This window comes from Aromatoleum toluolicum (assembly GCF_012911005.2).
GTDB lineage: Bacteria > Pseudomonadota > Gammaproteobacteria > Burkholderiales > Rhodocyclaceae > Aromatoleum > Aromatoleum toluolicum.
Map to the genome: position 1 here is coordinate 39,419 of NZ_WTVS01000007.1, position 12,608 is coordinate 52,026.

A 12,608-nucleotide genomic window follows, 5' to 3' on the forward strand; every position below is an offset into this window, starting at 1 on the left:
AGCGCTTCGATATCGACGCCCCTTCCAATGACGGACGGCTTCATGGCCCCCGCGACTCCCCCGACGAGACATCTGTCACGACCGAAGCCGACCGAATCGCGCTTACGCCCCATCACCCGTCCTACTACGACACTCTTGTACCGCGCCGCAGGACAGGCTACCGCAGCACGAGCAAGCGATACGCGCACCAAGAGGTGACTGATAATTCACGGCGTCGTCGTCCGATCAGTGCCAACATTATAATTATATGTCGCGGACCTAACTCGAACACACGCTTTACCGAGCACCAAGCGTGCCAGGACAGAAACCAGCCCAACTAAGCTGGCTTTGGAAGGCGAATTGCCTACACAAGGAACAGCGGCTTTCGCGACCGACCAATCTTCGCAGCAACGCTCGTCGGCCCAGTACACTGCTATCGAACCGAGAACCCTAACAATGGTTGCTTGCAGAATCTGTGCGAACGAGAGTGAGAATAACGAGATCGTCGCGCGCGAAATGATGTTTGGCTTTCGCGATGAATTCACATACATCATATGTGGCCGGTGCGGCTGCCTTCAGATTGCACACCCCCCTGAGGACCTTTCCAAGTATTACCCGAAGAATTATTGGGACTTCCAGCTGCCGCGCATGAACAAGGTCGCAGAAGGACCCGTTTCAAGCTGGCTTCGCAGGCAGCGTGCCGAATATTGGCTCACTACAGATCTACACATAGTCGGAAAGATCGCTGCAATGCAGCATGTGCAACCGCGTCACTTTGGATGGTTGCGGCGCGGCGGCGTACGTGATTTCAGTGCCGCGATCCTAGATGTCGGGTGTGGTCTAGGCGACCGACTGCTCACCCTGCGTCGGGAGGGCTTTACTAATCTGGTCGGAATCGATCCGTTCATCGGCAATGATATTCATTACCAGAACGGCGTGCGTGTACTAAAGCTCTCGGTTCATGAGATGGACGGCGCCTTCGATTTCATTACACTACACCACTCGTTCGAGCATATGCCGGATCCGCTGCCGACGCTGCAAAGCCTGTTCCGCCTCGTCAAACCGGGTCATGCCGTGCTGATCCGCATCCCGGTCTGCGGCACGAATGCGTGGCGAACGTATGGACATAACTGGGTCCAGCTAGACGCCCCTCGGCACCTTTTCCTACACAGCATCATGAGCATGCAGGTGCTGGCCAAGCAAGCAGGCTTCCGCCTTGGGGATATCGTTTTCGACTCTGAACCTCTGCAATTCTGGGGCAGCGAACAATACGTCCGCGATATACCGTTACTGGACCCACGCTCCTACGAAGTAAATCCAGAAAGCTCCATATTCACCCGCGAGCAGATTCAACAATACCGGCAGCGTGCAGCACAGCTTAATCTTGCCGGCGATGGCGATCAGGCGTGTTTCTATCTCGTTCGCGACCACTAACAGCGGCAATCGCCTCCTTGCATCAGCCCACCGACAAGAATACTTGCATGCCCCTCCGTCAGTCTATTCGAAGCAGTTCAACATGGCTCGTCGGAAACAACATCGTCGGCCAAGTGCTGCAATTCGGATTCGGAGTGATACTGGCGCGTCTGCTGGTCCCCGCAGATTTCGGCATGATTGTGACGATCCAGATCTTTACTGGACTCGTCGGGCTTATCGCTTCCGGGGGTATGGGTCAAGCGCTGATTCGCGCAAAGGACGTGACACAGGCGGATTTTCACGTCGTCTTCAGTCTCCAGCTCGCCATCGGCGGAATCATATATACGACGTTCTTCGGCCTGGCGCCATTCCTTGCCTCGTGGTTTCAAGACTCCCGCTACGAAGACCTGGTTCGAGTATCGACATTGAGCTTCCTGCTGCGCCCCTTCATCAATCTCCATGGGATTTGGCTGCAACGCGAGATGCGATTCAAGGAATCATCGATCGGAAATCTTATAGCAAATATCATTAGCAGTCTTTTCAGCATTGGGCTGGCCGTGACCGGCCATGGCGTTTGGAGTCTTGTCCTTGGCGGCTTGGCCGGAAGCATGATCAACCTGGCGCTATTCCAACGCCTCACACCGCTGCGCCCCCGCGTGGTATTCGACCGTGAACTTGCATACCGCCATAGCGGCTTTGGCATCAAGATTTCGCTTAATGACCTGATTAGCTATCTTCGCCATCAGACAAGCAACTTCATCATCACTACGGTTGGAGGGGCCACGATGGTCGGCTTGTTCAATAAGGGGGACAGCCTTGCAAAACTTCCATTCAACACAATAAGCGGACCGATTTATCAGCCGGTGTTTCGTGCCATGTCCGAGGAGCAGGACAACCAAGACAAACTCAAGTACCTCTTCTACAAGATGATCTCGTTGCTCACCGTGTACACGCTGCCTTTCTACATAGGCCTCTGGTGGCTGGCGGAGCCTTTCGTGGTCGTTGTGTATGGAAAGCAGTGGTTGGACGCGGCGATACCGCTCCAGATACTCGCGCCACTCGGTGCACTCTACTGCATCGGCCATCCGTGCGGCGCGCTGCTAGCTGCGTCGAACCGCCTGGGGCGCGAAATGGTACTTCAGGCAATCACCCTCGTACTCGTGGCAGGCGGCTGCTATATGGGTCTGAACTGGGGACTTGCGGGCGTCGCCTTCGGCATCGTCGTCAGTCAGATCTACGCAACCACACATTTCTACGTACTGGCAAGAAAGTGCATCGATACGCGACTCTCTGATCTCTTCGTAGCCGTGACGCCCGGCATGTTGCTCAATACAGCATTGCTCGCCACGCTCGCCTTGCTCGATCTTGTCTTGCCACCCAACATGCCTCGGGATTCTGCCCCCGTCTATCTTCTGATCTGCACATTAACCGGAGCATTCGTCTATTCCATCATCTTCCTATATTGCCCACCTACCGCGCTTATCGATGAATCGCAACGCTGGAAGCTTCGCTTACGTCTAGCGCGTCAGGATTAGGCAATCCATCCAAGACCGCGACCTTCATGAGCAGCACACAACGCTACTTTCTCGAGGACCTCTTCGCTCCGCCGCCTGAGTCGGGAGATGCGTCGAGGCACATGGTCCGACGAGTCTCTCTTTCGGACGGCACGCGCGGCGCAATCCATCGCATCGAATGGAGTTTGACGGACGGCACGTCTTGCGTGCTCGACAATGTTGGCGGCGCTGCATGCTTGTTTCTGCGTACCACAGGCACGGAAACGCGATCGATCGAAGTGGCACTAAGGGGAGGCTACCGACTCCAATCAGTCGCTGCCGGTGGCTGGTTGCTGGTCTCGTCGATCGAAGGCAGCCCGCTGTACTGGATTCCTCGCCCCCCTATGCTGCGCTCACTTGATGGGCATGGGCATATCACACACGAGTCTCCGGCTACATTGACCGGCATGACGGCATCCGATGCTCTGCTCTTCGCGCAGTTTTCCAGCCCGGCCATGGGGTTTCATATTGACTTCGTCTTGTGGAAACTACCGCCCGACTTAGCTGATTGGCGCGATGAAACTGACTGCCTTGCGACGATTGAGACCCAGCCGTACTTCGTCTACGGATCTCACTCCAGTTACCGGCGCCCCGCGGACGTCTATGCGCATCTGGTGCATGGACACGTATACGAGACGCAATTCGCCTGGCCTCGCAACTGGAAGATCGCTGATGAACTCGATGCATATGCCCTGTTTCTCGTTCTGACGGGTCTCGAACTCGCTAGTGGAAAGCGTCTGTACGGGCTCTTGAAACAGCAGGTGGTGGTATCAGTCATTGCTCGCCAGCGCGACGATGGCGCCTGGTATCACGGCGAGTGGACGGATGACATGGAGTGCCACGTACGGCTGCATGTCGGTGGCATGCATTTGCTCGCCACGGCACTGGAGGAAGACAGCCACCCAGCCGTCAGGACGGCACTCGCGAAGGCCGCCGCATTCGTAACGGAGCTGGCCGATCAAACGGAGAAAGGCGCCTGGTTTCTGCACGACACCCTCGAATTGTCGGCGGCAGGCATGGACAAGTGCCCATTCGCGTGGCAAGGCAGCCGAACATGGCAAAAGTCGGAAACGAACATGCTGGTTCTCAACACCCATCTCGACAGTCTGATTGCGCTAGATCGCTATCGAGCGCTGACAGGTGAGACGAAGTTCGACGCCCTGATAGCCTCAGGACAGGCCGCTACGAGGGCACTTCTAGCATGCCGCCCTGCCGAGAAGCTCTATGCACTTCTATTTCGAGTGATAGAACTCACGTGGTTGCCCGCGAACTCGGCGGCTCGGCTACCAATGCCCCTACGTGCCCTGAAGCGTCTTGGCTGGAAATATCTGGTTCCGCGAATGCACCGTATACGCATTCGCTGGCCACGTCTTGTCATGCCCAACGGCTACATTGACCGGGCAATAAACCTTGCCGGCGTCAGTCATGCGTACCACACGGTCAACGTTTGGGACTTGCTCCGTTACCAGCACCGCTTCAGCGAGGAAGACCTCCGCGACGTCATCGAGCCAGCTCTGGCCTACACGCGCAATGGTCCCTTGCTGGAGTATTGGGGCAGCCTCGGGGAAAGGGGGCACGCGCTTGTTTTTTGGGTGGACGCGCTGTGGCACTTGTGCATGACGAGCGGTAACGCCGCGCATAGAATCTGGCTGGCCGAAGCCATGCTGCAGTGCGCAAGAGCCGGCTTCGGGCTACCTCCTGCGCTCCTTGGCACGAACACCGAGGTCGTTCCCGTGTCAGAACGAAGGGCATGTCCGTCACCGGTCGATTCGCAACTACGCATTGCAAATCTCGGGCGAAGCTACAGGGACGAAATCCTCATCATCAACCCTACGACGCGGGACATTCCCCTAGCCTGGCGGAAAGAACCAGACACAACGCTCCGATGGGTCTCATCCGATGGAGCGGGAAGTTCCACATCGGTGCCAGCGCATGGCTGGCTGTGGGGGCATCACTATTCTCCGCCGAATCCACCTGACACCGCATGAAGTGCGCCTGAATCTTCAAGGGCAATGTGTTTCGTATGTCAAACCTGTGATGCCATGCCAATGAACCGACGAGCTCGCCTGATTGCTTTTCACCTGCCGCAGTTTCATCCAACACCTGAGAATGACGCGTGGTGGGGCAAGGGATTTACCGAGTGGACCAATGTTGCCAAGGCGCGGCCTCTGTTCCCAGGCCATTACCAGCCTCACATACCTGCCGACTTGGGCTTCTACGATCTTCGTCTGCCCGAGGCCCGTCATGCGCAGGCGAACCTGGCGCAGGACTACGGTGTTGAGGGATTCTGCTATTACCACTACTGGTTCGGGGGAAGGCGTATCCTCGAGCGACCGGTCAACGAGATTCTGCTCTCGTCCGAGCCCGATTTCCCGTTTTGCCTTTGCTGGGCGAACCACAGTTGGAGCACGGCATGGCAAGGAACGAACCGACCGCTGATCGAGCAGGTCTACCTTGGGATGGACGATCACGCCGCTCATTTCAATTGGTTGTTGCAGGCCTTCACCGACCGGCGCTACCTGACGGTCGATGGTAAGCCGATCTTCGTGATCTATCGACCGGATGACATTCCCGATGTAGTGAGGGTGACCGATTTCTGGCGCGAGCGAGCGCTTCAGGCAGGTTTGCCGGGTCTTTATCTCATTGGCGTATCCCACAGAAGCGAGGGATGGGATCCGAGACCGCGCGGCCTGGACGCATCTACAATGCAGGCTTTGCCACGACACGACGGGCGAATTCCGCGCCGTTATCTTACGACGAAGCTGAAACTTGCGTTGCGGGGCAACACGCATGAATTGACCATCTGGGATTACGAGGAAGTAAGGTCGATTCTCCTACGGAGTACACCGGTGGAATGGCCCGACTATCCACTGGCGCTTCCCAACTGGGACAACACGCCGAGGGCGGGAATGCGCGGACTGGTATTCCACAATGCGACGCCAGAACTTTTCCGCGGTCATCTGCGTGAAGCCATCGGTCGCGTATCCAATCGAGAAGCAGAGCAGAGAATTGTATTCTTGAAGGCATGGAACGAATGGGCGGAAGGCAATTACGTCGAGCCTGACCAGAAATGGGGCCGGGCGTGGCTGGAGGTAATCCGCGAGGAGATCCTCGAATGAGGATCGTCTACGCGCGCTCCTTCCGTACAACGAAATCAGGCCCCCAACGCTACACGAATGACGCCTAGTTAGCACGGCACGACAAGATTCGCGTCGTTTGCATGGCGACATGGCAGCGTGCGCGGCCGACCGAGGCGGAGTTTAACCTGATGAAACCTGATCCCATCTCCGTTCTTCTGCATCGAAACGCGGGCGAACACGGTCCCGTGATGCTGGCATACCATTCGGTGCAGTCCGGAAAGGAATCGCCGATGTGGCCTTGGGCGGTATCGTTGCACCGTTTTGTCGAGCAGGTGGATTTCCTGGTTGCGCAAGGGTACCGGGTCATCACGATGGCGGACTTGGCAATGGGAAAGTTCGATCATGGAGAACGGACGGTTGCGATTACGTTCGATGACGGCTATGTCGATAACTTGCAGGCTTATCAAGCGCTCCTTGAACGAGGATTGCGCGCCACATGGCTGGTCGTCACGGGTGCGTTTGGTGCGACGCCAAACTGGCCAGGCGATGGCCGCCCTGCCGGGCGTTTGCTCAGCGTCGCCGAACTGCGTGACATGCATGCAGCCGGCATGGAGATAGGCTCACACACGGTGCATCACGCGCGACTACCTGCCCTGGACGACAACGCGCTTGCGCTTGAACTGCAAGACTCGCGGGCGGCACTCGAGGATGCCCTCGGCCTTGCGGTGACAAGCTTTGCGTATCCATACGGAGCATGGGACATGCGCTGTGCGGGTGCGGTCCGCGCGGCAGGGTATCTCGCCGCGTGCACTACACGTACCGGTTGGGCCCTGCGCGACGGCAATCCATTCACGCTACGCAGGCTCACAATCTTCAACCACGACACGGCAGGCACCCTAGCCCGCAAGCTGTATTTCGGTAGTCACGAGGTCGGTTGGAGCGACATCGCCCGTTATGCGCTGCGGCGCTTGCGAGGCTGAACGATGTCCGGCCAAAAGTATTCCCCCACCGTCTCGATCGTGATGCCCTGTTTCAATGCCGCAAGCCACCTGCAGATGAGCGTGGGAAGCGTGCTAGCCCAGACGAGTGGAGATTGGGAGCTCATCATCGTTGATGACGGCTCACAGGACGCGTCATGGACCGAGCTTCAGCGACTGGCGCAAGACGAATCGCGGATTCGCATATTTCGGCAGAGGAACGCGGGAGCTGCGGCAGCGCGCAACCACGCGCTGCGTGAAGCACGCGGTTTCTACATCGCCTTTCTCGATGCCGACGACACTTGGCATCCCGAGTTCCTCGAGGTAATGGAGCAGGCGCTGCGGAATGCAGGCGCTCATGGCTTGACCTACTGCGGCTGGCAGAATATTACCGACAACGGCTCGCACACAGCACCACCATTTGTGCCGCCGGACTACGAACATGGTGGCAAGATCGAAGCACTTCTTCAGGGCTGTCGCTGGCCGATCCACGCTGCGCTTGTGAGCGCAGAAGCGATTCGCGAAAGCGGGGGCTTCGACGAGAGCCTGAGTTCTTGCATGGACTATGACCTTTGGTTACGCTTGGGCGCGACGCTACCTCTTGTCCGCGTACCGCGCGTTCTGGCCAACTATCATCACCATCAGGGCGATCAGATTACGAAGAACCGCGCGAGGATCGCGCTCAATCACCGGCGAGTTCAGGAGAAGTTCCTGATCGCAAACCCTGGTGTGCGCGAACGGCTCGGCACGAATCGCGTGCGCGAACTAACTGCGGGAGAACTCCTGAAACGCGGCTATGAGAGTTACTGGAAGCGCGACCTCCTCGCTGCGCGCGCAATCTTTCGCGCCGTGATGAAAGAGGGCTATGGCGGGCTGCGCGACTGGAAATACTTGATCACGGCGCTTCTTCCCTTGGGTCTGCATCAGGCACTGCTAGGGGCACTGTCGAATGACTCTGCCGATGACGCGCGGCAGCGCCAGGACGAGCGATGATGCTGACATTCGCGTTCTGTACCTTCAATCGGGCGAGTCGAATCTCCAGACTTGTCGAATCAATGCGGGCCCAGGACTGCCCCGTACCGTTCGAGATCCTGGCTATCAACAACAACAGCACCGACAACACAGTCGAAGTGCTAACGGCCCAGGCGGCACAACCCGGCGCACCACTGCGATTCGTCACCGAGACACAGCAGGGCATCGTTCCGGCCCGCAACCGTGCGATCGAGGAAGCCATCGGCAGCGACGTCCTTGTTTTCATCGACGACGACGAGCTTCCGGTGGCAGGCCTTCTGAGGGCGGCACACTCCGCGATTGCCACGGAAGGGGCGCAATGTGCAGGAGGCAGGATCACGATCGACCTGGGTGAGAACGAGCGCCCCACGTGGCTCGATGACGAGGTCGCTGGTTTTCTCGGCGAACTAGATCACGGCGCGAGCCCGTTCTGGATCGAAGATGCCTCGAGGCCCGTTTGGTGCGGAAACATCGCATACAACATGCGACTCTTTAGAGAGAATCCGCAACTGCGTTTCGATCTACGTTACAACCGGGCCGGCGAGGGCATAGGCGGCGGCGAGGACGCGATGATGTTCCGCACCCTACTCGCCCAGGGCGCACGGATCCGATACCGGCCCGACATGGGGGTGCTGCATGCGGTGGATGACTGGAAACTGAAGCGGAGCTACTTTCTTCGTTTGCACTATCTGGCAGGAGTGCGGCAGGGACGATACCGCTTGCCCAGCTATGATCGCACGCTCTTTGATGTACCACCGTTCCTGGTTGTGCAGTTTCTCCGTCAAGCAATGAGGTCGATCGGCATGCAGATCACGCAAAGGCCTGGCTCACTGCGACAGGCCATGAACGCAATTAACACGTTCGGCTGCCTCGTTGGCTATCGGCAACGCACACGGCCATAGGCCACAGCGCTACGGTTCATGCGAGATTGTCGAACCCGGATCGGGGGCTCGCGACACTATTAAGAAAGTATGGCTGCAGGATCGGAAGGTAGGCACTCCCGAGGGTAGGACGCAGTCACGATCGAGTCTGCTGCGTGATGCACGTCCTCGACGGCTGTAACGTGGCGCGAATAAGGTGAGCCGATGCGATAGTCGCGCTACGGGCACTGGCTCGCGGGAAAGACGTCATGCGGAAAGGCACGTCGGTCGGTGGACACCCTGACATCCGGGAACGAAACATTCGTACGCTCGCGCTATGGAACAAGGATCCTGTACGCTCCACTTGATCATCACGTTTCCTTGGTCGAACCCGCATCGCCACGCTGGCCGCGCCCATCGTCGACGGCAAGGTGTCGGCCGGCACCGACGCCGGTGTGCACCTGCCGGCATCAGGAAGATGGTGGATATGTGATCGAGGCACCGTAGCAGATGGAGATTCGCCCACTCGACGGGGATAAGAATCGGCTCACCAGGCAGTACGCCGGCGATCACCATGCGACAGCCGGCCGAGGCCCGGGCACATGCTGCATCGATCCGCATCAAGGCGATTGCTCTCGAGAGTGGCATATCTCAGCTCCGCCATGACGACGCGTCCGATCTTTCGAGACGCACCCCGCAACGGCCGGCTATCAGATGGCGAGAATTCACGATGACGGCGAGAGTTTGCTACTACCTGGGGACATTCGAGGACTGGGGCGGTGCAAGCCGGGCCTTGCTGAATTTCGTCGTGCGCATCGACCGGCGAAAATTCGAACCACTGGTCGTCGTCACGCAAAGCGGCAAGCTGGTCAACACCCTTGCCGCGAAGGGAATCGAAAGCGCCATACGCCCAAAGCATGACTGGGACGGCAATCCATTCCGGTACGCCCTGAACGTTGCACGCAGCGCAGCATTTCTGTTGCGCCGCAGGGTTGACCTTGTCCACATGAACATCGGCTCGCTGGGCTGGAAACCACCGGAGGTACTGGCAGCCCGGCTACTGCGAATTCCCGTGGTCATGCACTTTCACATGGTAGATCCAGAACCGACGCCCTTCATCAAGTATGCGAAACAGATCGTCGCGGTGTCGCAGTACGTGGCCAGACACTCAGGATTCGGGACGCGCCACGTGGCGGCCATTCACAATATCTCCGACCTCGAGCGCTTCACCCGTGGACGATCGATTCGCGACGAACTCGGCTTGGCGTGCGGTGATCTCGTCGTCGGATTTCTGGGACATGTGAAGCGACTCAAAGGCATAGAACTCTTTCTGCGCCTCACCGAGGAACTCGACCGGCCCGACGTGAAGTTTCTGATTGCGGGCGAGATCATGGAAACGGATCCGGCGTTTTCGGCGCGCTTCAGGGAAATTACCACGTGCAACCCGAGAGTCCGCTATCTGGGCTACCGGACCGATCCCGAGAACATCTATGCGACAGCGGACGTGTTGATCATGCCGACCCAATGTGAGGAAGCCTGCGCGATGGTGCTGTTCGAAACGGCGGCCGCCAAGAAGCCGATCATTGCGTCGCGCACGGGCGGCACACCGGAGATCATTCAGGATGGCATGAATGGTCTCCTGTTCGACCGAGAGGATTTCGATACGCTGAAGCGCCATACCTGCTGGCTCCTGGATCACCCAGAGGAACGCCTCAGGCTCGGGAACAAGGCGTTTGAGATCGTTCGCAACAGATTCACGGATCAGCCGGTGCGTGAGCTTGAGCGCATCTACATGGAAGCGCTGAACGGGAACGGCAGTCCAGCCGAGGGTGACGAGGAGCTCACACGGCTTTCGGGCGCCGACTTCAAGTAGAGGAAACGATGTCGCTAACGGTCCTCGCCAAGCTGCCGAAACTGCTCGATCCCGAGATTCGCGACAAGAACCTGCGCGCGCTGGGGTGGCGGGCGAAGGAGGCGCTCTGGTCGATCACGCGGCCTGCAACGCCCGATCCGGTGTTCGTGATCGGTTGCTCGCGCTCGGGGACGACGGTGACCTTCGAGACGATCGCGGCATCGGGGCATTTCCTGCACTTCGATTACGAGATTCCACAACTCTGGAACGCACTGCACGGCCCGCTGAACAACGGCTGGGACTCGGAGGCCGCCACCGCGGACGATGCACGGCCGGAGCACCGCGACCGCGTGCTAGCGTACTTCTACGCACGGCTCGGCGCGGGGCCGGTGCTCGACAAGACCTGCATCAACACGCTGCGCGTGTCTTACCTGCATGCCCTGTTCCCGCAGGCGCGCTTCGTGTTCATCCAGCGCGACGGCCGCGACAACGTCAGCTCGATGATGGACGGCTGGCGCCTGGGGCGTACCGACGGGGGCTTCGGACTGACGCAATTTTTCGGTCTTCCGCCCGAGCCGGTTGCGATAAGCGGCGGGGAGTTCCGCGAATGGCACTTCTTCCTGCCGCCGGGATGGCGCGAGTTAAACCACGCAAGCCTCGAGGAGGTGTGCGCCTTCCAGTGGATCACGGCGAACCGCCTCGCGCTCGACGCTGCCCGCGCCATTCCCCCGCAACAGTGGATCGGCCTGCATTACGAGGACATCTTCGAGCGCCCCGTCGACATGTTCCGCGAGGCGTTCGAGCGCCTGGAGGTGCCGTTCGATGCGCAGACCGCGCAGCGGTGCGCGAATCTGGTGTCGCGACCGACGAGCATCGTGAAGGGGGCACCGCAGAAGCAGAAGTGGAAGGAACACAATCCGGCAGCGGTCGAGCGGATCCTGCCGATGATTGCTCCGCTGATGCGCGAAATGGGGTACGACCCGGATGACTGAGGCGCCGACGGTCAGCGTCGTCATCCCCGCCTACAACGCGGCCTGGTGCATCGAGCGGGCCGTGCGCAGCGTGCTCGCCCAGACGTATCGCGAGGTCGAGCTGATCGTGGTCGATGACGGCAGCACCGACGGGACGGCCGAGGTGCTGGCAGGCTGCGCGCCGGGATCGCGCGTGCTCGCGAAGCCGAATGGCGGCCTGAGCAGCGCGCGCAACGCGGGGATCGCCGCGGCGCGGGGGGCCTATGTGGCGTTCCTGGACGCGGACGACTGGTGGGAGGCCGACAAGCTCGCGCGCCAGGTGGCGCTGATGGAGGATCGGCCGGAGCTCGCATTCTGCTCGACGGCGGCGCGCATCGCCGATCCGGAGGGGCGCCACCTGGGCGACTGGCCCTGCGGCTGCAGCGGGCAACCCGTGCTCGACGCCATCTTCGCGGCAAACGGCTCGATCGCCGGCAGCGGCTCGGCGGTGATGGCCCGGGCGGACGCGCTTGCGAAGGCGGGCCCGTTCGACGAGAGCCTGCGCAGCCTCGAGGACGTCGACATGTGGATGCGCCTGGCGGCCGTCGGCGGCTATGCGTGCGTCGCGGAACCGCTCGTCGTCATCACCAAACGCCCGGACAGCATGAGCCGCAACCTGGACGTGATGCGCGACGCGGCGCGGCGCGTGATGCGCAAGAACCGCCACCTGCTGCCACCCGACAAGCGCGGCGCGTTCTGGCGTCACGCCTATGCGGGAATGCTGTCGGACTACGCAAAGTGGGCGTGGCGTTCGCAGCGGCGCGGGCAGGCGCTGCGCGACCTGCTGACCGGCCTGTGCATCGCGCCCATCAGCCGCGGCCGGTTGATGGCGGGCCTGCTGCTGGCGATGCTGAGCAACCGGACGGTGTAGCC

Annotated in this window: 10 protein-coding genes; all 10 read left to right on the plus strand. The window is 59.8% G+C overall.

Features of this window, described 5'->3' with window-relative positions; all coding sequences use genetic code 11:
* Window positions 1-627 precede the first annotated feature (627 nt).
* The gene (locus tag GPA27_RS04920; RefSeq protein ID WP_211164833.1) at window positions 628-1,413 is read left to right on the plus strand and encodes a class I SAM-dependent methyltransferase; all 786 of its coding nucleotides are present in this window, start codon (window positions 628-630) and stop codon (window positions 1,411-1,413) included.
* A gap of 47 nt (window positions 1,414-1,460) precedes the next feature.
* Window positions 1,461-2,927 (plus strand): lipopolysaccharide biosynthesis protein, encoded by a 1,467-nt coding sequence (locus GPA27_RS04925; protein WP_169138187.1) that lies wholly within the window; start codon window positions 1,461-1,463, stop codon window positions 2,925-2,927.
* Between the two features lie 26 nt (window positions 2,928-2,953).
* The gene (locus GPA27_RS04930) at window positions 2,954-4,933 is read left to right on the plus strand and encodes a hypothetical protein (RefSeq protein WP_169138188.1); all 1,980 of its coding nucleotides are present in this window, start codon (window positions 2,954-2,956) and stop codon (window positions 4,931-4,933) included.
* Between the two features lie 54 nt (window positions 4,934-4,987).
* Entirely contained in the window at window positions 4,988-6,064 is a 1,077-nt protein-coding gene (locus tag GPA27_RS04935; RefSeq protein WP_246260944.1) for a glycosyltransferase WbsX family protein, read from the plus strand.
* A 149-nt stretch (window positions 6,065-6,213) separates the two neighbouring features.
* A complete protein-coding gene (locus GPA27_RS04940) occupies window positions 6,214-7,005 on the plus strand; it encodes a polysaccharide deacetylase family protein (protein ID WP_169138189.1) in 792 nt (263 codons plus the stop codon).
* 3 nt (window positions 7,006-7,008) lie between these two features.
* Window positions 7,009-7,995 carry a glycosyltransferase family 2 protein gene (locus GPA27_RS04945; protein ID WP_169138191.1) on the plus strand — a complete coding sequence of 329 codons (987 nt, stop codon included), beginning with the start codon at window positions 7,009-7,011 and terminating at the stop codon, window positions 7,993-7,995.
* Entirely contained in the window at window positions 7,992-8,915 is a 924-nt protein-coding gene (locus tag GPA27_RS04950) for a glycosyltransferase (RefSeq protein ID WP_169138193.1), read from the plus strand. The genes GPA27_RS04945 and GPA27_RS04950 overlap by 4 nt, the downstream gene beginning before the upstream one ends.
* A gap of 532 nt (window positions 8,916-9,447) precedes the next feature.
* Window positions 9,448-10,746, plus strand: coding sequence for a glycosyltransferase family 4 protein (locus GPA27_RS04955; RefSeq protein WP_169138195.1), 1,299 nt, complete (start codon window positions 9,448-9,450; stop codon window positions 10,744-10,746).
* 8 nt (window positions 10,747-10,754) lie between these two features.
* Window positions 10,755-11,717: a sulfotransferase family protein gene (locus GPA27_RS04960; protein ID WP_169138197.1), complete on the plus strand. Its 963-nt coding sequence runs from the start codon at window positions 10,755-10,757 to the stop codon at window positions 11,715-11,717.
* Window positions 11,710-12,606 (plus strand): glycosyltransferase family 2 protein, encoded by an 897-nt coding sequence (locus GPA27_RS04965; RefSeq protein WP_169138199.1) that lies wholly within the window; start codon window positions 11,710-11,712, stop codon window positions 12,604-12,606. The genes GPA27_RS04960 and GPA27_RS04965 overlap by 8 nt, the downstream gene beginning before the upstream one ends.
* Window positions 12,607-12,608: the final 2 nt, after the last annotated feature.